The 24,145-nt window shown below is 64.8% G+C and carries 20 protein-coding genes and 1 pseudogene; 15 read left to right on the forward strand and 6 right to left on the reverse strand.

Annotated features, from left to right (window positions below; all coding sequences use genetic code 11):
* Window positions 1-24: 24 nt before the first annotated feature.
* From OJI97_RS18215 to OJI97_RS18225, 3 genes and pseudogenes are all read left to right on the forward strand, one after another.
* Window positions 25-1,209: an acyl-CoA dehydrogenase gene (locus OJI97_RS18215; protein WP_297665851.1), complete on the forward strand. Its 1,185-nt coding sequence runs from the start codon at window positions 25-27 to the stop codon at window positions 1,207-1,209.
* Window positions 1,209-2,333, forward strand: coding sequence for a CaiB/BaiF CoA-transferase family protein (locus tag OJI97_RS18220; RefSeq protein WP_297665853.1), 1,125 nt, complete (start codon window positions 1,209-1,211; stop codon window positions 2,331-2,333). The genes OJI97_RS18215 and OJI97_RS18220 overlap by 1 nt, the downstream gene beginning before the upstream one ends.
* A gap of 117 nt (window positions 2,334-2,450) precedes the next feature.
* Window positions 2,451-2,657 (forward strand): annotated as a pseudogene (locus OJI97_RS18225) (acyl-CoA dehydrogenase); the annotation flags it as partial.
* A 262-nt stretch (window positions 2,658-2,919) separates the two neighbouring features.
* On the opposite strand, the gene OJI97_RS18230 reads toward OJI97_RS18225, so the two are convergent.
* The 5 genes from OJI97_RS18230 to OJI97_RS18250 form a co-directional block, all read right to left on the reverse strand.
* Window positions 2,920-3,963: a saccharopine dehydrogenase NADP-binding domain-containing protein gene (locus tag OJI97_RS18230; RefSeq protein ID WP_297665855.1), complete on the reverse strand. Its 1,044-nt coding sequence runs from the start codon at window positions 3,961-3,963 to the stop codon at window positions 2,920-2,922.
* Window positions 3,964-4,029: 66 nt separating this feature from the next.
* Window positions 4,030-5,031 (reverse strand): NAD(P)-dependent alcohol dehydrogenase, encoded by a 1,002-nt coding sequence (locus OJI97_RS18235; RefSeq protein WP_297665856.1) that lies wholly within the window; start codon window positions 5,029-5,031, stop codon window positions 4,030-4,032.
* Window positions 5,028-6,218, reverse strand: coding sequence for an amidohydrolase family protein (locus OJI97_RS18240; RefSeq protein WP_297665858.1), 1,191 nt, complete (start codon window positions 6,216-6,218; stop codon window positions 5,028-5,030). The genes OJI97_RS18235 and OJI97_RS18240 overlap by 4 nt, the downstream gene beginning before the upstream one ends.
* A gap of 66 nt (window positions 6,219-6,284) precedes the next feature.
* Window positions 6,285-6,728 (reverse strand): VOC family protein, encoded by a 444-nt coding sequence (locus OJI97_RS18245; RefSeq protein WP_297665860.1) that lies wholly within the window; start codon window positions 6,726-6,728, stop codon window positions 6,285-6,287.
* A gap of 64 nt (window positions 6,729-6,792) precedes the next feature.
* Window positions 6,793-8,028 carry an amidohydrolase family protein gene (locus tag OJI97_RS18250; RefSeq protein WP_297665861.1) on the reverse strand — a complete coding sequence of 412 codons (1,236 nt, stop codon included), beginning with the start codon at window positions 8,026-8,028 and terminating at the stop codon, window positions 6,793-6,795.
* A 218-nt stretch (window positions 8,029-8,246) separates the two neighbouring features.
* On the opposite strand from OJI97_RS18250, the gene OJI97_RS18255 reads away from it, so the two are divergent.
* The 8 genes from OJI97_RS18255 to OJI97_RS18290 all read left to right on the forward strand — a co-directional run bounded on the left by OJI97_RS18255 (window position 8,247) and on the right by OJI97_RS18290 (window position 16,188).
* Window positions 8,247-9,014, forward strand: coding sequence for an enoyl-CoA hydratase-related protein (locus OJI97_RS18255; RefSeq protein WP_297665863.1), 768 nt, complete (start codon window positions 8,247-8,249; stop codon window positions 9,012-9,014).
* Between the two features lie 95 nt (window positions 9,015-9,109).
* Window positions 9,110-9,739 carry a TetR/AcrR family transcriptional regulator gene (locus OJI97_RS18260; RefSeq protein WP_297665865.1) on the forward strand — a complete coding sequence of 210 codons (630 nt, stop codon included), beginning with the start codon at window positions 9,110-9,112 and terminating at the stop codon, window positions 9,737-9,739.
* Window positions 9,740-10,130: 391 nt separating this feature from the next.
* A complete protein-coding gene (locus OJI97_RS18265; RefSeq protein WP_297665867.1) occupies window positions 10,131-11,123 on the forward strand; it encodes an acryloyl-CoA reductase in 993 nt (330 codons plus the stop codon).
* 98 nt (window positions 11,124-11,221) lie between these two features.
* Window positions 11,222-11,761 (forward strand): hypothetical protein, encoded by a 540-nt coding sequence (locus tag OJI97_RS18270; protein WP_297665869.1) that lies wholly within the window; start codon window positions 11,222-11,224, stop codon window positions 11,759-11,761.
* A gap of 53 nt (window positions 11,762-11,814) precedes the next feature.
* Entirely contained in the window at window positions 11,815-12,180 is a 366-nt protein-coding gene (locus tag OJI97_RS18275) for a VOC family protein (RefSeq protein ID WP_297665870.1), read from the forward strand.
* 11 nt (window positions 12,181-12,191) lie between these two features.
* Window positions 12,192-13,034: an enoyl-CoA hydratase gene (locus OJI97_RS18280; protein WP_297665872.1), complete on the forward strand. Its 843-nt coding sequence runs from the start codon at window positions 12,192-12,194 to the stop codon at window positions 13,032-13,034.
* Window positions 13,035-13,122: 88 nt separating this feature from the next.
* Window positions 13,123-14,283 carry an acyl-CoA dehydrogenase family protein gene (locus OJI97_RS18285; protein WP_297665874.1) on the forward strand — a complete coding sequence of 387 codons (1,161 nt, stop codon included), beginning with the start codon at window positions 13,123-13,125 and terminating at the stop codon, window positions 14,281-14,283.
* Window positions 14,284-14,301: 18 nt separating this feature from the next.
* Entirely contained in the window at window positions 14,302-16,188 is a 1,887-nt protein-coding gene (locus OJI97_RS18290) for an AMP-binding protein (protein WP_297665876.1), read from the forward strand.
* A gap of 3 nt (window positions 16,189-16,191) precedes the next feature.
* Here OJI97_RS18290 and OJI97_RS18295 read toward each other — a convergent pair whose 3' ends face one another.
* Entirely contained in the window at window positions 16,192-17,154 is a 963-nt protein-coding gene (locus OJI97_RS18295) for an alpha/beta hydrolase (protein ID WP_297665878.1), read from the reverse strand.
* A 470-nt stretch (window positions 17,155-17,624) separates the two neighbouring features.
* Between OJI97_RS18295 and OJI97_RS18300 the strand changes: the two genes are divergently transcribed.
* Genes OJI97_RS18300 through OJI97_RS18315 form a run of 4 tightly spaced genes read left to right on the forward strand, consistent with a single transcriptional unit; the run spans window position 17,625 to window position 24,040 of the window.
* Entirely contained in the window at window positions 17,625-20,360 is a 2,736-nt protein-coding gene (locus tag OJI97_RS18300) for a TonB-dependent receptor (protein ID WP_297665880.1), read from the forward strand.
* A gap of 43 nt (window positions 20,361-20,403) precedes the next feature.
* Window positions 20,404-22,548, forward strand: a complete 2,145-nt coding sequence (locus OJI97_RS18305; protein ID WP_297665882.1) for a molybdopterin-dependent oxidoreductase — start codon at window positions 20,404-20,406, stop codon at window positions 22,546-22,548.
* Window positions 22,542-23,483 carry an SDR family NAD(P)-dependent oxidoreductase gene (locus OJI97_RS18310; protein ID WP_297665884.1) on the forward strand — a complete coding sequence of 314 codons (942 nt, stop codon included), beginning with the start codon at window positions 22,542-22,544 and terminating at the stop codon, window positions 23,481-23,483. The genes OJI97_RS18305 and OJI97_RS18310 overlap by 7 nt, the downstream gene beginning before the upstream one ends.
* A 41-nt stretch (window positions 23,484-23,524) precedes the next feature.
* Window positions 23,525-24,040 carry a hypothetical protein gene (locus OJI97_RS18315; protein WP_297665886.1) on the forward strand — a complete coding sequence of 172 codons (516 nt, stop codon included), beginning with the start codon at window positions 23,525-23,527 and terminating at the stop codon, window positions 24,038-24,040.
* Window positions 24,041-24,145: the final 105 nt, after the last annotated feature.

Below are 24,145 nucleotides of genomic sequence, written 5' to 3' on the forward strand. Positions count from 1 at the left end.
GCGGGAATTCGAAGGAGAGATCAGATGGCGGCAATGACCAGATTCGATTGGGACGATGCGTTCCGGATCGAGGATGAACTTCAGGAAGACGAGCGGCTGATCCGCGATGCGGCGCGCGCCTTTGCGCAGGATCGCCTCCAGCCGCGCATCATCGAGGCGTTCGAAACCGAACAGACCGACCCGGCCATCTTCGCCGAAATGGGCGCACAGGGCCTGCTAGGCGTCACCATTCCCGAAGAATATGGCGGTGCCGGCGCGTCCTATGTTTCCTATGGGCTGATCGCGCGCGAGATCGAACGCGTGGATTCGGGCTATCGGTCGATGATGAGCGTCCAGTCGAGCCTCGTCATCTACCCCATCTTCGCTTACGGCTCCGAAGAGCAGAAGAAGCGCTACCTCCCCGGCCTGACCAGCGGCGCGCTGATCGGCTGCTTCGGCCTCACCGAGCCCGATGCGGGGTCCGACCCCGGCGGGATGCGGACCACTGCGGTCAAAGTCGCCGACGGCTATCGGCTGAACGGCAACAAGACCTGGATCTCCAACGCCCCGATCGCCGACGTGTTCGTGGTCTGGGCGAAATCCGAAGCGCATGGCGGCGCGATCCGCGGCTTCATCCTCGAAAGAGGCATGAAGGGGCTGTCGGCGCCAAAGATCGAAAACAAGCTCTCGCTCCGCGCCTCGATTACCGGGATGATCAATCTCGACGATGTCGTCGTCCCCGAAGATGCGCTCCTGCCGCATGTCGAGGGATTGAAGGGTCCGTTCGGATGTCTCAACCGCGCCCGCTACGGCATTTCATGGGGCGCGCTCGGCGCCGCCGAATTTTGCTATGGCGCGGCGCGGCAATATGGGCTCGACCGGCACCAGTTCGGCCGCCCGCTCGCAGCGACGCAATTGTTCCAGAAAAAGCTCGCCGACATGGCGACCGAGATCAGCCTCGGGCTGCACGCTTCGCTGCGGGTCGGCCGCCTGCTCGATGCCGAGAATTTCGCGCCCGAGATGATCTCGATCGTCAAGCGCAACAATGTCGGCAAGGCGCTCGATATTGCAAGAATGGCGCGCGACATGCACGGCGGCAACGGCATATCGGGCGAATATCAGGTCATCCGGCATATGCTGAACCTCGAGACGGTGAACACTTATGAAGGGACGCACGACGTCCATGCGCTGATCATCGGACGCGCGATCACCGGCCTCGCCGCCTTCTGATGCCGGACCTGCCGCCCCTCCACGGCCTGCGCGTCATCGAGCTCGCGCGGATTCTCGCCGGCCCCTGGGCGGGGCAGATCCTTGCCGACCTCGGCGCCAGCGTCGTCAAGGTCGAGGGTCCGGCGGGCGACGACACGCGAAGCTGGGGGCCGCCCTTCATCGATCGCGGCGACGGGTCGGCGGACGCGGCCTATTTCCACGCCGCCAATCGCGGCAAGCGCTCGGTCGCGATCGATTTCTCGACCGAAAAGGGACAGGAAGCGGTGCGCGATCTGGTTCGCGACGCCGATGTCGTGATCGAGAATTTCAAGCTCGGCGGGCTCGCCCGCTATGGCCTCGATTACGCCTCGCTCGCGAAGATCAACCCGCGCCTTGTCTATTGCTCGATCACGGGCTTTGGCCAGGATGGCCCCTATGCGCCGCGCCCCGGCTACGACTTCATCGTCCAGGGGATGAGCGGCATCATGGACCTGACCGGCGACCCCGCGGGATCACCGCAAAAGATCGGCGTGGCCTATGCCGATATCATGACCGGCCTCTATTCGGTCATCGCGATCCAGGCGGCGCTCGCCGAGCGCGCGCAAAGCGGTGTCGGCCAGCACATCGACATGGCGCTGCTCGACGTGATGGTCGGGACGCTCGCCAATCAGGCGATGAATTTCCTCGCGTCGGGAACGACGCCGCGCCGGCTGGGCAACGCCCATCCGAACATCGCGCCCTATGAAGCCTATCCGACCGCTGACAGCTGGATCATCCTCGCCGTCGGCAACGACGAACAGTTCCGCCGCTGCTGCCGGATTCTCGATATTGATCCCGGCGACGCCTTCGCGACCAACGCTGAGCGCGTGAAAAACCGCGCGGCGCTGAACATCCCGATTACCGAGGCGACGCGCCGCTGGAATCGCGACGCGCTTCTTGCAGCTCTTGCGGCCGAGGGGGTCCCGGCGGGCCCGATCAACAGCGTTGCCGAGGCATTCGATGACCCCCAGGTCCGGCATCGCGGCATGCGGATCGCCATCGACGATGGCTGCGGAGGAATCGTGCCCGGCGTGCGCCTGCCGGTCCGCTTCTCGCGCTCGCCGCTCGCCGCCACGACGGTATCGCCGCCGCTCGGCGGCATGTGACCACTCCGACAGCGAATAGCCGATCAGGGAAGCGTCGATAGGCGACGCGATCTGAGAGATGTTGCGGCCGCCCCGTTGGGGACCGGCGTAAGGGGAACGAATATCTGTCGAAAAAGGCCAATGCCTCGCAACACGGCCGCGCCCGACGAGGACAATATGTATCTGCTCGGCAAGGTCGGCAGCGCCGAACTCAAAGCCCGCTTCCTCGGTCCGCTCGTCGAGGGCCGTGCGCGATCGGCTTTCTTCATGACCGGGCCCGCCGAGGAAGGTGGCGCGGGCTCCGACCCGTCGATGATGAAAACGACATGCCGGCTGGATGCCAATGGCCACTTGCGGCCAGTCTGCTTTTGGGCGCAAATCCAGGGCAGCTGACGTTGAGTAAGGAGCTGTTGCCCTCACGCTGCAGAGGCATTTAGGCGCCGAGCGCGATGCGCTTCTGCTTTCCATGCCAAGTGCATTTGAAGCACCGCAGCCGCGCGCCGGCCAGATGCCCGCTGTCGCGAGCATTGCCTTGTTTGACGGATCGACAGTATCCTAGCCCATCGAAGCCTTCCAATTGACACCGAACGCCGCGGCATCGCCGATCCTATGCTTCAACCATCGGCGTCACGCCGGGACGGTGCGACACGAAATCCGCCCCCATCAGCATAGACGGCGTATAGAAGCCCGCCTTCGTAGGCGCCGCGGAACAATGGGCCGCAATCTCCAGGGCCGTGTCGACGGTCAGGGCGTAGACATTCGGCGCCGAGAAGCCGAGAGCGACGCGGCCGCCACCCGCATCGACGGCTTCTCCCCAGAATTCGGTGCGCTGCTCTGCGCGCGCCTGCGCGTCGGGTCCGCCGCTGAGGACGCGTTCGACCAGCCGGGTGAGACGCTTTTGCACGAAGGGCGTCGCGACAAGGCGACGGAGCGGGTTCGCCAGCTTCATCGCGATCCCGGCGGCGAGCGGCGCCGCCGAATAGACCATGATGTTCGGGATCCCTGTCGTGACCCCAGCGGTATAGACGTCGCCATAGGGAACGGTCGCCGCCCAGCGTTCGCCAAGCGGAAAGGGGATGCGGCGGATGTCGTAACCGTCGGGAACGCGGACCAGAGCGTGATCGCGGCGGATCATGCCGCCCTGCTTCAGCCCCTCGATGGTCGTCTTGGCGGTGCCCACGCTCGGCTTGGTGCCGAAGGAGAAGGCGAGGTTCAGCGATACCGCGTCGGGCTTGCGGGCTTTCAGGGTCGCGGCGAGACAGTCGGTCGGCACGACGTCGAAGCCAGCGCCCGGGCACAGGATCACGCCGGCGCTCCGCGCCTCGGCATCGAGCCGGTGGCAATGAGCGAGCGCGGGTATCTCTCCCGTCACGTCGACATAATGGACGCCGCGGGCGAGGCATGCGCCGGTCAGCAAAGCTGCCGTCTGCGAAAAGGGGCCGGCGCAGTTCAGAATGGTTCGGATGCCGTCCAGATGGTTCCGCGCATCGTCCACGGGGAAAGCCCGGCAATCGAGATCGAGTTCGGCCGCGAGCCGCTTCAGCCTGTCGGCATTGCGCCCGGCGATGACCGGACGGAGACCGCGCCGGACCGCCTCGCGCGCGATGAGTTCGCCCGTGTAGCCATAGGCGCCATAGATCATGAGTCGCATCGATGATGCTCCTGCGCAAATCGACATTCGATGTTGGAGGGCGCCTGCAAATCGTCCATGCAGCGGTCAGAATTCGAGGCAGATTTTCCCGAAATGCTTGTGCGCGGCCTGATGAGCGAAAGCCTCGCCAATCCTGTCGAGCGGGAAGCTGGAATCGATCACCGGGCGGATGCCGGTGGCCTCGATCGCCCGGATCATATCCTCCTGATGCTCGCGCGACCCCACGGTGACGCCCTTGATCGCGACATTCTTACCCATGGCGACCGCTGTGGGCACTTCGCCCGCCCAGCCCGCGAGCACGCCGATCAGCGAGATATGACCGCTGATACGGACGGCCTGCAACGATTGCGCCATGGTCCCGGCGCCGCCGACCTCGACGACCACATCGACGCCGCGTTTGGCGAGAACCGCCGCCGCCTGCCCCCACTCGGGCTGTTCCTTGTAGTTGATCAGATGATCGGCGCCGAGCGTCTTCAGCCGCGCGAGCTTTTCGGCCGACGAAGAGGTCGAGATCACGGTCGCGCCCGCGGCCTTGGCGAACTGCAGCGCGAAGATCGAGACGCCGCCGGTGCCTTGGGTCAGCACCACGTCGCCGGGCTTGATCCGCGCCTCGACCATCAGCGCGCGCCACGCGGTCAGTGCCGCGCACGGCAGCGTCGCGGCTTCCCTATAGTCCCAGCCCGCGGGCAGCCGGGTGAAGGCGCTCGCCGGGGCTGCGACGAGCTCGGCCGCGAAACCGTCGGCATGGTCGCCGGGCACGCCGACCATGCGCTCGAACGACGGTCGGCCCGTCGCCCAGTTCGGAAAGAACAGCGACAGCACCTTGTCGCCGGGCGCGAAGGCGGTGACGCCGTCCCCGACCGCGACCACCTCGCCCGCGCCGTCCGACATCGGGATGCGGCCGTCGGCGGTTGGAATCTGCCCCACGACCACCGCATAGTCGTGAAAGTTCAGCGAGCTGGCATGGACCCGGACCAGGATCTGGCCGGGGCCCGCAACCGGGTCGGGCCGGGTCTCGATGACGATATTGCCCAGCCCAGCAGGCGATTTGACGGCGGCGACCTTCATGGCAACAGCCACTCGGCATTGGTGCGGAAGAATTTGAGCGCGATCTCCTCGCCCAACGGCTCGACCTTCGCGAGCATGTTCTTCATCGAATCCTTCGTGCCCTCGACGTGCGGATAGTCGGTCGAGAAGCAGAAGACGTCGGCGAGGTTCGGATCGTCCTGGAAATAGCGCTCGACCGGCTCGAAATTGAACGGTGAGACGCGGACGTTACGGGCAATATATTCGGAGGGCTTCAGCGGGAATTTGGCCGCCGCGGCGCCCGGAAAGACCTTTACATACATATCCATGCGCCGCGCCGCGGGTCCGACCCAATAGGCGCCGACCTCGAGCAGCCCGACGCGGAGCCGCGGGAAGCGTTCGAACACCCCGCCCAGCACCAGCGCCGAGAGATAATTTTCGATCGCCATATGGACGGTCGAAAACATCTGGATGTTCGTGTTGGGGATTTCGGGCGACTGGAACAGATCCTGAAACGTCTCGGCAAAGGCCCAGCGCGGGTCGAGGAAGAAGAATTCGGTGCCGATATGCAGCGTCACCGCGATGTCGTTCGCCTCGAAGAGCGCCCACAGCGGGTCGAGCGACGAATGCGCGGGCGAGACGCCGCCCGGCGGCACGTCGGCGTTCAGATAGACGGCGCGGATGCCGCCCTCGACGAGCTTCTTCGCGTCGGCGATCATCGCGTCTGCGCTGTCGCGGGTGCGGAGAATCCCGACCACGCGGATACGGTCGTCGATCGCCGAATTTTCGATCGCCCATTTGTTATAGGCATCGACGTAGCGCTCGGCGAACTCGGGGCGCGACAGCTCGCCGAACATCGACGTATCGCCGCCGAAGCGCTGCTCGAACGCGAAGTCGTTCATGCCGCCGACGATCTGCGCCGCGATCGCGGTGGTCGGGAAGACGAGCTGGCGGTCGATGCCCATCACGTCCATCACCTCGATCCGCCGCCCGAAATCGACCGCGCTCGGGGCGCCGGGTCCTTTGACCTTCCAGATATTGTCGGCGTCGATCTCCATCACGTCCTGGATGTCGGGCTGATGCATGTTGGTCGCGGTCGGATCGGGACGCAGCCTGTCGGCGGCGGCGAAAAGCTCACCGAGCATCCGCCCCGGCTCCCCGAAGGCGTCTTCCAGCAGATGGCTGGGGATCATCTCGTGCGCGTCGATATCATGTACGAGGATATCCATTGCTTCTCTCCCAATTTTGCCGCGACGCGAAGCCGCGGATTATTCGTCCTACGTGCCGGCCGCGTTCTAGAGCGCTTCGAGATCGAGCGGCTTCAGATAGCCGATGAAGTCGTCGTGCGTCCGCCAGTCATAGCCCGGCACCTCGCAATAGATCTCGATCGCATTGCCGTCGGGGTCGTAAATGTAGAGGCTGTGGGTCATCCCGTGGTCGAGCGTCGATTCGACCTTCACGCCCTTCGCCTTCAAATCCTTGTAGGTCTGGACGAGGGACTCCTCGCTGTCGACGACGAGCGCGATGTGGAGCAGGCCGACCTGATCGGCCTGCGCCGCCTGCGCGTTCTCGCTAACCTTGAAGACGCCGATGTCGTGGTGATAGTCGTTGAAGCGGAAAAAGGTCGCGTGCGGCGATTCCGAGGAGATTTTCATGCCCAGAACGCCGACGTAAAATTGTTTCGACACTTCCATGTCGCGCACTTTCAGGACCGCATGTCCCACGCGCTGAATAGCCATCATCAATCTCCGTTTTCTTCGCCCATCGACCGGATCGCGGCCGGGGCAGGTTCGTTTCAAATCTTCATTTTCGATCGGGCAGCAGCCACGCGCCGTTGGTCACGAAGAATTTCTCCATCGCGGCAGGGCCAAGGCGCGCGAGCCGTTCCGCAAAGACGCGCTTCGCCTCACGGCCGCCCTCGACATGCGGATAGTCGCTCGAGAAGCAGTAGCAGCTCTCCAGCCCTGGATTCTGCTCGAAGAACTGGTCGATCGGCTCGAAGTGGAAAGGCGCGACGCGCACGTTGCGCGCGACATAGTCCGACGGCTGCATCGTCAGCACATTCTTGAGCGCCTTCGGAAAAACACCCGCCCAGATGTCGAGCCGCTGCGCCAGCGGCCCGAGCCATTGCGCGCCGAGTTCGAGCGCGCCGAACCGCAGATGCGGGAAGCGTTCGAACACGCCGCCTAACACCATCGTGGTGATGAAATATTCGGCCGCGCTGTGCATCGTCGCGCCGGCATAGGGGCTGAGGATGAACTCGGCCGAGCTGCCGAAGGGAATGAACGCCTCGACATTGTTCGACCAGCGGGGATCGGAAAAGACGCTGTCGGTCCCGATATGCAGGAGCGCCGCGACGTCGGCGTCGGCGAGAAGCCGCCAGAAGGGGTCGAACGCGGGATCGGCCGGCGAGGTCCCGGCGGGCGGCGCGCCCGAGGGAATCCATAGCGCCCGGATGCCTCGGTCGATCAGCGACCGGGCTTGATCGATCATACCGTCGACCGTCTCGGTCGTGATCAGTCCGACGGTGCGAAGCCGGTGCGTGTCCGGGTCCGCGACGGCGCGAACCGCCCATTCGTTCGATGCGCGGATGATCGCCTGACCAAGCTCGCGCGACTCTTCGACGCTGTAGGGGAGCCCGATCACCGCTTGCGCGAACTCGGGCGTGTTCGCCATCACATAGCCGACGAGGCCGAAGCCTGGACAGACCAGCGCCTTCTCGACCCCCTGCGCATCCATGACGGCGGCGCGGCGGCGAAGATCGATCGCACCGGGCGCGCCACATCCCTTCAGGATATGCGTCGTCTCGTAAGTGATCCGCTCGTCGTCGCCGACGATGTCGGGGCGGACGTTCGAGTTTTCACCGAGCCCCGTCAGCAGCGGGCTGCTTTCGCAGGCGGCAAGCTTCGACGCGATGTCCTCGCCGAAATATTCGCCCCACATATGAAAGGGGATCATCTCGTGCGTATCGACGTCCACCGCCTTCGCCATGAAGGCGAGCACCTGGTCCGCGCTGTCCGCAGCGATCGCACTACTCATGACGACTCTCCCTACACAGCTTGTCGGCTTGCCCGAGTCGTATGCCATCATTAAATAGATCGCAATATTTAATTTTGGCGGACGCGACTCTCACAATCCCGAACATGGCTTGCAACCTGGGCTTATTGTTAATATTAGATCGTTCTGCTATTTATTTATGGACGCGCGGAAGGAGCCGGGGACAGGACCCGGATCATCCGGGCGCGATTGGGAGAGCAATGAGTTTGGCAACATTGGAAACGCGCGGGCCGGTCGCCACGATCACCATCAATCGCCCCGGCCATCACAACGCCCTCGACCTCGAAACGGCCCAGGCTCTCGAAGCGGCGGCGCGCGAAGTCGCGGCGGATGCGCAGATCAGCGTCGTCCTTCTGCGCGGCGCGGGCCGCGCCTTTTGCGGCGGCGGCGACATCTTCGCCTTCGCCGAGCATATGGACGATCTCGAAGCCTATGTGCGCGAACTGCTCGCGGTCCAGCACCGCTTCATTCTCCGCATCGCGCGCATGCCGAAGATCGCGATCGCCGCGGTGCACGGATCGGCCGCCGGCGCGGGCCTGTCGCTCGCCGCGATGTGCGACATGTGCGTCGCCGAGGAGGATGTCCGGTTCGTGCCAGCCTTTGCCAGTCTCGGCCTTTCGCCTGACAGCGGCGCCACCTTCGGCCTCGCGCGGGCGGTAGGAACCCGCCGCGCCCTCCGGCTGTTTCTTGCCGAGCGATCCTTTTCCGCGATCGAAGCGGAAGCGTGGGGACTCGTGACGAAACTTGCAGACCGCGGGCAAGCCGTCGCCGAGGCCGAAAGGCTCGCGGACCGGATCGCCGCGACCGGCCCCGATGCCATCGCCAACACCAAACGGCTGCTCGGGCGGCTCGACACAGGCATTCTCGAAGAGCAATTGCACAACGAACTCGAAAGCATCGTGCGCTGCATGAAAACCGAAAGCTTCCGAAGCGCCGTCCGGTCTTTCACGGAGAAGAAGCCGAGTTGATTGCGGAGCCTGCTTTGCTCGATCGCGCCCGGTTATGCTGCGATTCGAAGAATTTCAGTCTGGCCTAGAGCGATCTATTATGTTACCGCGCCAGCATGTCTGACACCGCACCCACCGTCGAAAAGCAGTCCGCCACCCGCACCCGGCTGGTCGAATCCGCCTTGGCGCTCTTCAGCCGCAACGGCTATGCGGCCACCGGCGTCAAGGCCATCCTCGCCGATGCGAAGACGCCTTACGGATCGCTTTACCACTGGTTTCCGGGCGGCAAGCGGGAGCTCGGCGTTGCCGCGGTGCAGCATGGCGGGGCGCTCTACAAGGGCCTGTTCGAATCGCGCTATCCGGCCGATCTCAACGTGGTCGAAGCGACCGAAGCGGCCTTCGTCGAAGCGGCGGACATGCTCGAGGCGACCGATTTCGCGGACTCCTGCCCGCTCGCCACGATCGCGCTGGAAGTCGCGAATACCGACGAGCCGATGCGGATCGCGGCCGCGGACGCCTTTGAATCCTGGCTCATGGTCTTCGAGCAGCGCTTTCTCGCGGCCGGCATGTCGGCCGAACGCGCGCGCGAAGTCGCGATCAACGTGTTCTGCCTGATCGAGGGCGCCGCCCTGCTGGCCCGGACCACGAAATCGCCCGTCCCGATGCACCTCGCCGGGAAGACGGCGGCAAACGCGGTGGCCGCCGGGCTCGCCGCCGACGGCATCGAGTTGGCCGGCAAGGCCTGAGGCTCGACGGCTGGCCTCTACGGCCTTCGACAATCGAAAATCGCGCGTCCTCGCTTAGGCGGGGAGCCAAATATGTGGCGACTTGGGCTTGCTTCACGATGCGCTGCCCCTTCGTGCCTCGCCGGTTAGCGCGACCTTCGATCCCCAATTCGCTCACCAGCTCCGCCGGAATGGCAGCGGACTGCCGCGCAACGACATTTTTGCGCGACGGCAGAAGAATCGGTTGACGCGGCGAAGACAATGCGCCTAAGAATTATTAGATCGTTCTGTCTATTCACGATTGAAGGCTGCGGACGGCACCACGCCTGACACGCAGCCGCAAGGTGGATGGTCGGATTCGCGACAGGCAAGCCACGCCTTGCCGCACGGATATCTGCCTAGGGAGAGAGTTTTGACACAGTCTTTCAACGCCTTTGTCGTCGACAAGGACGAGAGCGGATTCAGCGCCGGTGTGAAGCGCGTCGCGCTGGCGGACCTGCCCGCGGGCGACGTGACGGTGCGGGTCCATTATTCGAGCGTCAACTACAAGGACGGCCTTGCCAGCGTTCCCGGCAGCCCGGTCGTGACCTCCTATCCGATGGTGCCGGGCATCGATCTCGCCGGGATCGTCGCCGAATCGAGCGATCCCCGCTTCAAGGTCGGGCAGGAAGTGCTCGCGATCGGCCGCGCTCTCGGCACGGGCCATTTCGGGGGCTATGCCGAATATGCCCGCCTGCCCGGCGACTGGCTGGAGCCCCTGCCCCCCGGCCTGACCATGAAGGAAGCAATGGCGCTCGGCACCGCCGGCTTCACCGCGGGGCTCGCGATCCAGCGGCTCGAAGAAAATGGGCTGAAGCCGGGTCAGGGCCGCGTGCTCGTGTCCGGCGCCTCGGGCGGCGTCGGGAGCACTGCGATCAATATGCTGGCGGGTCTGGGCTATGACGTGTCGGCGAGCACCGGCAAGGCCGACGAGCATGGCTATCTCCGCGATCTCGGCGCGACCGAAATCCTTAGCCGCGAGGAGGTATCCGCCAAGCCCGACAGCTATATGAACGAGGAACGCTGGGCGGGCGGCGTCGATCCGGTCGGCGGCGACACGCTCGCCTATATGCTGCGCTCGACGCGCTACGGCGGCTCGGTATCGAACTGCGGCATGACCGGCGGTATGGTCGTGAACACGACCGTAGCGCCGTTCATCCTGCGCGGGGTCAATCTGCTCGGCATCGACTCGGTCAATTGTCCGGCCGATGTGCGCGCCAAACTCTGGCTGCGCCTCGGCACCGACCTCAAGCCCAGATATCTGACCGAAAGCATTTCGCACGAGATCACGCTCGACAGTATCCAGACCGCCGTGGCGAGCATTCTGGCCGGCGCGGTCAAGGGCCGAACGATCGTGCGGATATAGGGCGTGAAACGATGAAGCAGCCGCCTGCTGCGGGACACTCGATCAAATTTAAATATTTCAGTAAGTTAATATAACAACATCAATTGGGAGTAGCTGCCATGACAAATCTGACCAGACAGGAAATGGAAGAGCTCCTGCTCGAGCACGAAGTCGCCGAGCTGGAATATAACGTCGACAGGACCATGGCGACGCTGACGCCGAACCCGCATTTCGAGCTGTGCTTCATGGGCCTGGCGGTCGACGGGTGGGATGCGGTTCGCGAAATGTATACCCGCATGCTCATCAAGGGTGGCGAGGAACGGAATCTGCAAGCCGACGCCCGCGTCGTCATGATCGAGAACAACCACATCGTTCGCGAGGCGGTCATTTCCTTTAATGACGACAACGGCAAGCGGGTCACGGGCCTCTACAGCGTCGTGGTGGAATTCGATCCCGAAACGAAGAAGATCAAGGGGGAGCGGATGTACGGCGACCTCACCTATGGGCGGTTCATGAGCCGGATCGTCGGCGAGGATATCACGAACGTGCCGGGCGTCACCCGCATTTCCGAGAGCCTGCCCGTCATCGACGTCCATGACGCCTTTGCGGCAGCGGCTGCCCGCGGGATCGAGATCAACAATCCTTACGTCAAGGCGTAGACGTCTCGCCATGCCGGGCGGCGCCACAGATCTTAAAATCGGAGAATAAGTCGATGTTCAGTCATATCATGATCGGCGCCAACGACCTTGAGGCGTCGAAGAAATTCTACGACGCCGCTCTCGGTGCGCTCGGTCACGGGCCGTCGGTTCAGGACCCCAAGGGACGCTATTTCTGGGTTACCGAAGCGGGGATTTTCGCCATCACCAATCCGATCGACGGCGCGGCGGCGACCCATGCCAACGGCGGCACGATCGGCTTTGCGGCCGCCAATTCCGACGCCGTCGACGCATGGCACGCGGCCGGGCTGGCGAACGGCGGCGCGGCGTGCGAAGATCCGCCGGGGATGCGCCAGAACGGCATGTATGTGGGCTATTTGCGCGACCCGTCGGGCAACAAGGTCTGCGCGTTGCACCGATAGGAAGAAGTCCAATGCCGACGTTCGATACGCTCATCTATGAAAAGCCCGAGGATCATATCGCCCGCATCTGGCTGAACCGGCCGGAGGCGCGCAACGCGCAGGACACGCATCTTCTTTACGAGCTCAACGATGCGTTCGATGCGGCGATGGCCGACGACGCGGTCAAGGTCGTCGTCCTCGCCGCGAAAGGCCCGCACTTCTCGGCCGGTCACGACCTGCGCGAAGGAACGCCGCAGGCCGAGCATAAGCGCGTCGGCACCTGGAGCGCTGGAAACTGGGACGGCGCGGAGGCCTATTACTGCCGCGAGAAGGAGATTTACGAAGGCTTCTGCCGCCGCTGGCGCGACCTCGCCAAGCCGACGATCGCCTCGGTCCAGGGCAAGGCGATCGCGGGCGGGCTGATGCTGATCTGGCCGTGCGATTTCGTGATCGCGAGCGACGACGCGACCTTCCAGGACAATACGATGTTCATGGGCATCCCGGGCGTCGAATATTTCGCCCACACATGGGAGCTCGGCATCCGCAAGGCCAAGGAGTTTCTGATGACCGGCCAGCCGATCACCGCCGCCGAGGCCGAGGCCGCGGGCATGGTGAACCGGGTGGTGGCGCGCGACGCGCTCGAGGCCGAAACGCTCGCTTTCGCGCGCAGCATCGCCGACAAGCCGTCGTTCGCGCTCAAGCTCGCCAAGGATGCGATCAACGCCGCCTTCCACGCGCAGGGCTTCGAAAATGTCCAGCGCGCGGCGTTCAACGCGCACCATCTGGCGCACACCCATTACCGGCTGCACCAGAACGGATCGTATATCGACACGGCGTTCATGCAGAGCTTCGCGGCCAAATCCAAGCAGACCTAAGCACGCCGACCTGAGCCGGATCGGAGCCGCCCGCGATGCAGCGGGCGGCACGGACGTCTTCGCTCGCCGAAAATCAGAGGAACAGGATGTGAATTTCGCAGAGCAGGACCATATCGACATGCTTCGCGACACGATCCGTCGCTTCGTCGAGAAACGCATGCCGCGCGAAGATGCGGCACGGTGGGACAAGGACAATCATTTCCCGCGCGAGATATTCGACGAGCTCGGCGAACTCGGCGTCATGGGTCTGACCGTGCCCGAGGACTATGGCGGCGCAGGCCGCGATATCGTCGCGACGATGATGGTGATCGAGGAATTGTCGAAGCGCAGCCTCGCGGTCGCGATCCCCTATATCATGTCGGCCTGCTATGCGGGCATGAACCTCGTCGAATGCGCGTCCGAGAGGCAGAAGCGCGAGCTGCTGCCGCGCGTCGCGGCCGGCAAGCTGATCTTCGCCTATGGCTGGACCGAACCCGATGTCGGCGCCGACCTCGCGAGCGTCCAGACCGTCATCGCGCGCGACGGCGACGAACTCGTCATCAACGGCGAGAAGCGCTTCTGCTCCGGCGCGAACATCTGCGATTATATCTATGTGTTGGGGCGCAGCGGCCCCAAGGAAGACCGCTACCGCAACCTGTCGCTGGTCATGGTCCCCGCCGATGCACCGGGGGTGGAGATCACCCCGATCGAAGGGCTGGGGCTGAAGGGCGCGCCGACCACCGACGTCCGCCTGATCGACGTGCGCGTGCCGGTCGGCAATCTGATGGGCGAGGAAAAAGGCTGGAACACGGGCTGGAGCATGGTGTCGGGCGCCGGCCTCGACGTCGAAAAGCTGGAGGTCGCCGCGATGGCGGCCGGCATCGCCACCGCCGCGACCGACGATGCCTGGGCCTATGTGCAGGAGCGCAAGCAGTTCGGGAAGCCGATCGCCACCTATCAGTCGATCCGGCACAAGCTCGCCGACATGCGCACGCAGGGCCATGCCGCGCGGCTGATGCTCTATGATGCGGCGTCGATGGCAAACCGGCATGTCCGCTGCGGCACCGAGACCTCGATGGCAAAACTCTTCGCGACCGAGGCCGCGCGGTCGATCGTGCTGTCGGCGCAGGACATCTTCGGCGCCTATGGCTATGTGAAGGGCTTCGACATCGAGCGCTATGTCCGCGACGTTCTGGCGCTGCCGATCATCGGCGGCTCGTCGGCGGTCCAGCGCAACAATGTCGTGAACTGGCTGGGACTGCCCCGCTGAAACCAATGGGAGCCGCTCGTGGCCGATCGATATGACGCGCTCTACCGCCAAAGTCTGGAAGACCGCGAAGGCTTCTGGCGCGACGCGGCGAAGCTGATCGAGTGGGAAACGCCGCCCGATGAGGTTTTCGGCGGCGCGACGTGGTTCAAGGACGGATGGCTCAACATCTGTCACAACGCGCTCGACCGCCATGTCTTTGCCGGTCGCGGCGATCAACCCGCGCTGATCTATGACAGTCCCGTCACAGGAGCGAAGCGCAGCTACAGCTATTCCGAACTTCTGGACCATGTCAGCCGCACCGCGGGCATGATTGCGGCGGCCGGCGTCACGGCCGGCGACCGCGTCGTCATCTATATGCCGATGGTGCCCGAGGCCGCCTTCGCCATGCTCGCGTGCGCGCGGATCGGTGCCATCCATTCGGTGGTATTCGGCGGCTTCGCGGCAAAGGAGCTGGCAAAGCGCATCGACGATGCCGAGCCGAAGCTGGTGATCGCGGCCTCCTGCGGCATCGAGCCGGGCCGGATCGTCGAATATAAGCCGCTGCTCGACGATGCCCTCGAGCAAAGCAGGCACAAGGTCGACCGCTGCATCATCCTGCAACGCCCCGAATATCGCGCGGCGTTGGTCGAGGAACGCGACGAGGATTGGCACGATGCGATCGCCAAGGCCGGCCGCGCCGATTGCAGCACCGTGAGCGCCGACCATCCGCTCTATATCCTCTACACGTCGGGCACGACGGGCATTCCAAAGGGCGTCGTGCGCGATACCGGCGGCTATGCGGTCGCGCTGGCCTGGTCGATGGAAAATATCTTCGGCGTGACAGCCGGCGACACGATGTGGACCGCCTCCGATGTCGGCTGGGTCGTCGGGCACAGCTATATCGTCTATGGCCCTCTCCTCGCCGGGGCGACGACCGTCCTTTACGAAGGAAAGCCCGTCGGCACGCCCGATGCGGGCGCCTTCTGGCGCGTGCTGCGCGAGCATGACGTCGATATCTTCTTCACCGCGCCGACCGCGGTTCGCGCGATCCGCAAGGAAGATCCCGAGCTCGACTTGATGGGCGGGCGCCCCAACGCGCTGAAGGCGGTTTTCCTCGCGGGCGAAAGAGCCGATCCGGGGACGCTCGAATGGCTGAGTACCAAGCTGGAACTGCCGGTCATCGACCATTGGTGGCAGACCGAAACGGGCTGGCCCGCCGTCGCGACCTGCTTCGGCCTCGGGCGCAGCGAAACGCTTTTCGGCAGCGCCGGCCATCCGGTTCCGGGCTATGCGTTCGAGGTGCTCGATGCCAAAGGGAAGCCGCTCTCCGCAGGCGAAATCGGCGAGCTGGTCGTGAAGCTGCCCCTGCCCCCCGGCTGTCTGCCGACGCTGTGGCGCAACCACGACGGCTTCATTAGGTCCTATCTGTCGCGGCACCCCGGCTATTATTCGGCGGGCGATGCCGGCTTCATCGACGATGACGGGCGGATCCACATCATGAGTCGCATCGACGACGTCATCAATGTCGCGGGACACCGGCTGTCGACCGCAGGCATCGAACAGATCATCGGCGGGCATCCGGCCGTCGCCGAATGCGCGGTCGTCGGGGCGGCGGATGCCTTGAAGGGGATGCTTCCTGTCGCGCTGTTCGTCCGCAAGGCGAATGGGGACGCGGACGACCGGACCGTCGCGCAGGAGATTGTCGCCAGAGTGCGGAGCGAACTGGGACCCGTCGCAGCGTTCCGCACCGCGGCAGCCGTCGAACAGCTTCCCAAGACGCGGTCGGGCAAGATCCTGCGGTCGGTCATCCGCGATCTGGCGGACGGCCGCGAGCCGAAAGTGCCCGCCACGATCGAAGCACCCACCGCCGTGGCAATGGCAAAAGGAGCGCTGGCTTCGGTGGGCTATCCGCCTTCGCCAGCTTGAGCTTCAGCTTCCCAGGTGGCGCGCGACCCAGGCATTGCGCGCGGCGATCGCGGCCTTGGACAAGGCGGCATCCGCAAACATGTCGAAGCCGTGGAACCCGCCCGGCCACACATGCAGCTCGGCCTGCACCCCCGCCGCCCATAAGGCGCTGGCGTAAGCGACATCCTCGTCGCGAAACACTTCGGCCGACCCGCAGTCGATGAAGGCTGGCGGTAGTCCCGACAGGTCCGTCGCCCGCGCCGGGGCCGCATAGATCGACACATCATCGGTCCCGCATCGATCGCCGAGCAGCGCGGTCCAGCCCATCCGGTTGCTCGCGCGATTCCACAGCCCGGTTTCGCATTGCAGGGTGGACACCGTCCGGTCGCGGTCGTCGAGCATCGGGCACAGGAGAATCTGCCCGGCCAGCCGGGGTCCGCCCCGGTCGCGCGCCAGCAGGGCCGTTCCGGCCGCCAGCCCCCCGCCCGCGCTGACCCCGGCGATCGTCAGCCGATCGGGATCGATCCCGAGCTCGGCGGCATGCTCCGCCGTCCAGACGAGCGCGGCATGGCAATCCTCGATCGGATAGGGGTCGGGAAACTCGGGTGCCAGTCGATAATCGACCGTGACCACGACCGCATCATGCGCGACGATCCACGGCAGCAGGATATGCATCCCGGTCATCCGGTTGCCCGCGACCATGCCGCCGCCGTGCGTGTGGAGGATGCCGGGGCCGATGTCGGAATGATCGGCGCGCGCGATGACCGAAACGCCGATTTCGGCGCCTTCGTGGCCCTCGATCGCAAGGTCGCGGCGCGAGAGACCCGCGGCGGCCAGCATGGCGTTATCGACATCGATCGGCGTCGTCTGCCGCATCATCGGAACCATGTCGAGCGTCATCGTCGCCGTCGGAATCCGGTCGCCGGCGGCGGCAAGGATCGCTGCAAGCTCCGGATCATAGGGCGGGCGCGGCGGCAGGATGGACATCGTCAGGAGTCCCTCCCCGACTTTGCACCAACCGCCACCCATCTTGCCTGCAACCTTGCCATCTTGCTCTCCCCGCTTGCCGCCGACTCGGCCGAAAGCGTCCTTGTGCAATCGCGAACCTCGATTTTGCCGATCCCCCTACCAGACATATACAGAACGATCTAATAATTTTTTCGGGGCGCAGGTTTCGGGACGCGCCGACGCGAGGCGTCGCGGAGCGCGGAAATCCGCCAAGACGCGGAAGAACTGGCTGGACGGAAGGCGAAGCCCCGGTCGGCGACCGGCGCGGCGCGGCTCAAAAACCCATTGACGCCCCCCGCACAATGCGCATACATCACGACATATAGATCGTTCTGTCTACTGACATTCGCGCTGACGGCATTCCAGTTCAGCAAGTGCCGAAGGCAGGGACCGGTCGGAAATATAAAATGACAAAACGGGCTCGAAACAGGCCCCGAGGGAGAGAGATGATGGCAAGATTCGGAACGCGAACGACCCTGCGCGCCTTGGCGGGAGGCGTCGCCCTCGCAGTGCTGACACAGGCCGCCCACGCGCAGGAAGCGCCACCGGCGGATACGGAGACTTCGGACGCGTCGACGCCCGGTCTCGGCGAGATCGTGGTGACCGCGCAGAAGCGCGAGGAGAATATCCAGAAGACGCCGATCGCGATCACCGCTGTGACCTCCGACCGCATCGCGCAGGGCGGTCTCGACCAGCCGCAGAAGCTCCAGTTCACCGTGCCGTCGATGAACTTCTCGATCGCCAGCGGCTTCACCTACATCAGCCTGCGCGGCATCGGCAACAACGCCGCCAGCCTGACCGACTCCACCGTCGCGACCTATCAGGACGGCGTCTATACGGGCATGATGCTCGCCCAGTCGGTGCCGACCTTCGACCTGCAGCGGATCGAGGTGCTGCGCGGCCCGCAGGGCACGCTCTATGGCCGCAACACCACGGGCGGCGTGATCAATTACATCTCCAAGGACCCGGATTTCGAATTCGGCGCCGCAGGCGACGTCTCCTACGGCAATTATGACGCGGTCGAGGTCAACGCCGGCCTGACCGGGCCGCTGGTCGAGGACAAGATCGCGGTCAGGGCCTCGTTCCATTATGACGATCACGACGGCTATTATCGCAATATCGCGATCAACCGCCGCGAATATGCCGGCAACAGCATCGGCGGACGGCTCGCCGTGCTGCTGCGTCCGGCCGAGAATCTGTCGATCACGGTCCGCGCCGACATGGCCCGCAGCAAGACGACCGACGGCTATGCACGCGTCCAGACCGCCAGCCTCGACGGTGGTCTTTCCGACGATGCCCATCCGCTCGGCATCTTCTCGCAGCCGGCCTCCTTCTTCGTCGCGAACCCTGGCTATCTGTCGCCCGCCGACATCGCCAAGCTGAATGGCGGCAGCATCGCCCAATATTACGGCCTGATCGAAGGCGGCCAATATTCGCCGGACAACCCGGCCAAGAGCGGAACCTTCGCCAACTGGTATCCGACCGTCTACCGGACCAAGGCGTCGGGGGTCAGCCTCACCGCCAATTGGGACCTCGGCGACGTCAACGTGAAGTCGATCTCCGCCTATCGCTATGGCGACCTCTACAACACCGGCGACATCGGCGGACGCTTCACGCCGGGCGCCTATGTGCTGCCGATCAACGAGACGAACAAGCAATATACGCAGGAATTCAACGTCTCGGGCAAGGCCTTCGGCGACAGGCTCGACTGGCTGGCCGGTGCTTTCTATTACCATATGGACGGCGCCAACTATACCGCGACCTATCTGCCCGCGGTCGCCCAATATCTGCAGGCGAACGTCAACCTCGCCAATGCGCCGGGCTCGCCCTTCGCCTATAATCTCAACGCGCCCGCGCTCGCCCCGCTGAGCAGCCTGCCCGGCACCTTCCCGAGCGTCTACCAAACCGCGTCCTTTACGGGTCCGGGCTTCCCCGGCTTCCAGAATATCCCGGCGGACGGCCCGACGACGATTGGTTCGACCATTCCGGTCGCTCCCTTCTTCGGCTTCGCGATGACGCAGAAGAGCGATTCCTATGCGGGCTTCGTCCAGGCGACCTATCACGTCACCGACGCGCTGCGCGTGACCGGGGGCTTCCGCTACACGATCGACCGCAAGGTCGCGACGCGCAACGTCCACAGCAATTTCATCTATGACCTGACGGCCGCCACCATCTATCAATATGTGCAGGGCGGAATCCTGCCGCCCGAGGCCTATACGCCGGAGGCGATCGCCGCCGCCGCGAACCTCTGCAACGCCGAACGGACGCCCAAGACCTGGCGCGCGCCGACCGGCATGATCAGCGTCGATTACGACGCCGCAGAGCATGTGCTCACCTATGCCAAAGCGTCGTGGGGCTACAAGGCGGGCGGCATGAACAACGGTGAGTGCGGCACCAGCTACGACCCCGAATATCTGGCGTCCTACGAAGGCGGCGTGAAGGCGGTGATGGCCGACGGCCAGATCCTGACCAACCTCGCTTTCTATTACTACGACTATAAGGACATCCAGTTCGCCACCTATTCGAACAACACTTCGCACATCCTGAACGCCGCTTCGGCCACGGCCTTCGGTGTCGAACTCGAATATGCGATCCGCCCGCGCTTCGCCGAAGGCTGGCAGCTCGACGGATCGGCCTCATTCCAGGATTCGCAATATGGCGCGGGCTGCTTCGGCGACCCGGCGAACACCAACAATGCGGGCTTCCTGTCGACGCCCAAGCAGGCCTGTCCGGCGACGGTGATCAACCCCAATACTGGACAGGAAGTCCCGATCGGCGCGTCGGCGAACATCAAGGGCAATCCCCTGCTCCGCGCCCCACGCTGGAAAACCAATTTCGGCCTGCAATATTCGACCGATGTCGGCGGCTTCGGCAACATCATGGCGCGCGTCGACGCCGCCTGGACGAGCAAGAAGTATAATGCCATCTGGGCGGACAAGATTCCGGGCACCGAAAAATCGGCGGACAAGCCCTATTGGGTGGTGAACGCGGTGCTGGGATGGACGTCCCCCGACAAGCGCTACGCGGCCGAACTGTTCGGCGAGAACATCACCAACAGCCGCTATTACGATAACCTCAATCTCGTGAACACGCCGTCGACCATGTATACCGTGATCGGCGCAATGGCGGCGCCGCGCACCTATGGCGTCCGGTTCCGGGCGAAGTTCGGGTCGAGTGCCTATTAGTCGGCGACTGCAAAGGCGGCCGGAGGTCTGCGCGGAGGTGGGAATGGAACGTCCGCAGCGCGAAGCGAAGACCTTCTGCCGCCTTTGCGGCGGCCATTGCGGCCTGTCCTATTCCTTCGACGCCGATGGCGGCATCGCGAAGGTTCAGGGCGACCGGACCAATCCGCTCACGCGCGGCTATGCCTGCATCAAGGGGCTGACGCTGCACGAGGCACATCTGAGCGACAGACGGCTGCTGTGGCCGCTGAAGCGCACGCCGGCGGGCGACTTCGAGCGCATAGCGCTGGAACAGGCCTATGACGAGATCGGCGAGCGGCTGCGCGCGATCATCGCCGCGCGCGGCCCCGATGCGGTAGGATGCTTTCGCGGCACCCAATCCTATCTCAACCCCCTCGCCTATGCGCTCCAGCCCGCATTGCTGGCGGCGATCGGGTCGCATTCCTTCTATTCGACGATGACGATCGACCAGTCGGCGAAGTGGGTGACCGCGCGGCGGATCGGCATGTGGGGCGCGGGGCTCGATCCCTATGAGCTGTCGGATGTGTTCCTGCTCGTCGGCGCCAACCCGCTCGTGTCGCTCGCGACCGCCAATATGGCGGTGCAGAATCCGGTCAAGTCGATCAAGGAAGCCAAGGCCGCGGGCAAGACGCTGATCGTCATCGACCCGCGCCGGTCGCAGACCGCCGAATTCGCCGACCTGCACGTCCAGCCGATCCCCGGCGAGGATGCGACGCTGCTCGCCGGGCTGCTGCGCCATATCCTGGCATCGGGGTGGGAGGACCGCGATTTCGCCCGGCAATATGTCGATGGCCTGGAAAGCCTGCGCGCGGCGGTCGAGCCCTTTACCCCGGATTATGTAGCCGAACGCACCGGCGTGCCGGCCGAAATGCTGGAAACCGCCGCGCGGCTGTTCGCCGAGCCCTACCCCGACCGGCGCAAGCGCGGCTTCGTGACGTCGGGCACCGGGCCGAGCATGGGCCGCCACTCGAACCTGTCGGAGCATCTGATTGAGGCGATCAACATCGTCTGCGGCCGCCTCGCGCAGCCCGGCGATCCGGTCATCAATCCCGGTGTCGCCATGCCGCGCCGCCCGCGCCGCGCCGAAGTGGTCCCGCCCTTCCGCGAGTGGGAAAGCGGATGGCAGGACGCGGACGGCTATGGCACGCTCTTCGGCGAGCGCATGACCGCGACCCTGCCCTTCAGCATCGGACGCGACACACCCGACGGCATCCATGCGCTGATCGTCGACGGCGGCAACCCGGTGAACGCGATCCCGGAATCGGCGAAAGTGTCTGCGGCGTTCGACCGGCTCGACCTGCTGGTCTGCATCGAGCCCTTCCTCAACGAAACCTCGCGCAAGGCGGATTATATCCTGCCGCCGAAGATGATGCTCGAACGCGCCGAGATCACCTCGCCCTTCCTCGAGGTCATCTTCCGCGCGCCTTACGCCCAATATGCGGAGGCGATCCTGCCCGAGCCCGAGGGGGCCGAACTGGTCGACGATTGGGAGGTGTTCTGGGAAATCGCGCGGCGGCTGGATGCGCCGCTCGCCCTCAACGGCACTCCGCTCGACATGGCGCGGAAGCCCGCGACCGACGAACTGATCGCCTTGCTGCTCGAAGGCGCTCAGGTCGATTTCGCGGCCATTCGCGCCGCCGAGGGCGGCCGGATTTTCGACGTGTCGCCGCTCCATGTGGAGCCGGGCGACGGCGATGCGAAGTTCGACCTCGCGCCGCCCGACATCGTCGAGGAACTGCGGGAGCTTCGCGCGGAATCGGCTGCGGGCGCCTTCGACCTACGCCTCGCGGTGCGGAGAATGCGCGACGTGATGAACACCGCGCACCATCATCTGCCGACGCTCGAAAAGCGCCTGACCGACAACCCCCTCTGGGCGCACCCCGACGATCTGGCCTCGCGCGGCATCGCGCCAGGCGATCGTGTCCGGATCGTCTCGGCGAACGGCGCGATCGAGGCGCGGGCCGAAGCCGACGCCACGCTGCGCGCCGGCGTCGTGTCGATCACCCACGGCTGGGGCGGCGGCGCAGGGGTGAACGTCAACGCGCTGACGAGCCTCGGCGCGCGCGATCCGATCAATGCCATGCCGGTGATGACCGGCTATGGTGTGCGGCTCGAACCGCTGGTCATCGATTTCGATATAGGACATCAAGTCAGGAGAGTGGAATGCTGAATTTCGAAGGCCAGGTGGCGATCGTCACGGGCGCCGGACGCGGGATCGGCCGCGCGACGGCGCTGGCGCTGGGCAGGCGCGGCGCGAAGATACTGGTCAATGACTATGGCGGCGGCTTCGACACCATCACCCCCGGCTCGCGCGACGTCGCGCAGGCGGTCGTCGATGAGATCGTCGCAACGGGCGGAGAAGCAGCAGCGGATGCAAGCTCGGTCGGCACCGGCGAAAGCGCGCAGGCGATCGTCGATGCTGCGGTGAAGGCGTTTGGGCGCGTCGACATTCTCGTCAACAATGCCGGCGGCAGCCGCCCCTTCCACGATCTCGATCAGGACAGCGACGAGGCGGTCGAGGGCGTGCTCCGCACCAACCTTATCGGCTCGATGATGCTGCTGCGCCGCGTCTGGCCGGTCATGCGCGCGCAGAAATACGGCCGCATCGTCAACACCTCGTCGAACACGGTGCTGGGGCAGCAGGGCATGCTCGCCTATGTCGCCGCGAAGGGCGGCATCATCGGCATCTCGGGCACCGCGGCGATCGAAGGCCGCCCGCTCGGCATCCTCGTCAACACGCTGTTCCCGCAGGCCTATACGCGCAGCGTCGACGAGACGGCCCCGCCGGGCTCGATGGAGTGGTTCAGGCCGCACACGCCCGAGCTCGTCGCCGAGGGCGTCACCTATCTCTGCAGCCGCGACTGCAACGCGTCGGGCGAATTGTTCCGCATCGGCGGCGGGCGGTTCAGCCGCTACGGCCTCTATGGGAACACCGGCTTCGTCGATGCCGCCCTCTCCGCGGAGATGGTGGCCGAACGGGTGGAAGAGGGCCGCGATATGCGCAACGCGGAGATCATCCCCGACGCCGCCTATGACATGATGCGGTTCAACAAGGCGCTCGCAGCCGATTGGCAGGACGATATCACGCCCGGCCAGAAGGGCTAGCGGCCGGCCACACATTCGAAATCAGATAGAAGGATAGGGATATGCAGGAACTGACCCGGAGCGAGATGGAGCCGATCCTGTTCGCGCACGGAATGGCCGAACTCAAATTCGACGTCGAGGAGACGATGCAGACGGTCGCCGCCGAACCGCATTACGAGATCGCCTATCTCGACCTCGCCGTCGATGGATGGGATGCGGTGGTCGAAATGTACCGGCGCCTGCTCGCGGGCAACCGGACCCGCGATTTTCAGGTCAAGGTCCGCGTCGACACGGCGGGCAAGAACACGTTGATGCAGGAGGCCTATGTGTCCTTCAACAATCTGAAGGGCGAGCGGGTCACGGCCATCTACCTGTCGGTCGTCGAGTTCGACCCCGTGCAACGGAAGCTCCTCGGTGAGCGGATGTATGGCGACGCGGCATGGGGTGAGCTTTGGCGCGAAAATCTCGGCGCGGACTTTGCCGAGGTGCCGGGCGTCTCCCGCCTCTCGGACAATATGCCCGCCATGGGCGCAGAGGACACGTTCGGGGCGACGCTCGAAGCGTCGCTCGACGCCTGAACAAGCGGCCGGGGGGGCCAGGCGGCCCCCCGGCCCACCACCATAACGCACCCCCGAGAGAAACACACCACAGAAGAGGGCGCGGGGGGGCGGGGCGGGGGCGGG

The organism is Sphingopyxis sp. (genome assembly GCF_025869345.1).
In the GTDB taxonomy this organism is placed as follows: domain Bacteria; phylum Pseudomonadota; class Alphaproteobacteria; order Sphingomonadales; family Sphingomonadaceae; genus Sphingopyxis.

Coding starts and splice junctions, on each gene's coding strand:
- OJI97_RS18215 (WP_297665851.1), top strand. CDS start 25: ATGGCGGCAATGACCAGATTCGATTGGGACGATGCGTTCCGGATCGAG.
- OJI97_RS18220 (WP_297665853.1), top strand. CDS start 1,209: ATGCCGGACCTGCCGCCCCTCCACGGCCTGCGCGTCATCGAGCTCGCG.
- OJI97_RS18230 (WP_297665855.1), bottom strand. CDS start 3,963: ATGCGACTCATGATCTATGGCGCCTATGGCTACACGGGCGAACTCATC.
- OJI97_RS18235 (WP_297665856.1), bottom strand. CDS start 5,031: ATGAAGGTCGCCGCCGTCAAATCGCCTGCTGGGCTGGGCAATATCGTC.
- OJI97_RS18240 (WP_297665858.1), bottom strand. CDS start 6,218: ATGGATATCCTCGTACATGATATCGACGCGCACGAGATGATCCCCAGC.
- OJI97_RS18245 (WP_297665860.1), bottom strand. CDS start 6,728: ATGGCTATTCAGCGCGTGGGACATGCGGTCCTGAAAGTGCGCGACATG.
- OJI97_RS18250 (WP_297665861.1), bottom strand. CDS start 8,028: ATGAGTAGTGCGATCGCTGCGGACAGCGCGGACCAGGTGCTCGCCTTC.
- OJI97_RS18255 (WP_297665863.1), top strand. CDS start 8,247: ATGAGTTTGGCAACATTGGAAACGCGCGGGCCGGTCGCCACGATCACC.
- OJI97_RS18260 (WP_297665865.1), top strand. CDS start 9,110: ATGTCTGACACCGCACCCACCGTCGAAAAGCAGTCCGCCACCCGCACC.
- OJI97_RS18270 (WP_297665869.1), top strand. CDS start 11,222: ATGACAAATCTGACCAGACAGGAAATGGAAGAGCTCCTGCTCGAGCAC.
- OJI97_RS18275 (WP_297665870.1), top strand. CDS start 11,815: ATGTTCAGTCATATCATGATCGGCGCCAACGACCTTGAGGCGTCGAAG.
- OJI97_RS18280 (WP_297665872.1), top strand. CDS start 12,192: ATGCCGACGTTCGATACGCTCATCTATGAAAAGCCCGAGGATCATATC.
- OJI97_RS18295 (WP_297665878.1), bottom strand. CDS start 17,154: ATGTCCATCCTGCCGCCGCGCCCGCCCTATGATCCGGAGCTTGCAGCG.
- OJI97_RS18300 (WP_297665880.1), top strand. CDS start 17,625: ATGGCAAGATTCGGAACGCGAACGACCCTGCGCGCCTTGGCGGGAGGC.
- OJI97_RS18305 (WP_297665882.1), top strand. CDS start 20,404: ATGGAACGTCCGCAGCGCGAAGCGAAGACCTTCTGCCGCCTTTGCGGC.
- OJI97_RS18310 (WP_297665884.1), top strand. CDS start 22,542: ATGCTGAATTTCGAAGGCCAGGTGGCGATCGTCACGGGCGCCGGACGC.
- OJI97_RS18315 (WP_297665886.1), top strand. CDS start 23,525: ATGCAGGAACTGACCCGGAGCGAGATGGAGCCGATCCTGTTCGCGCAC.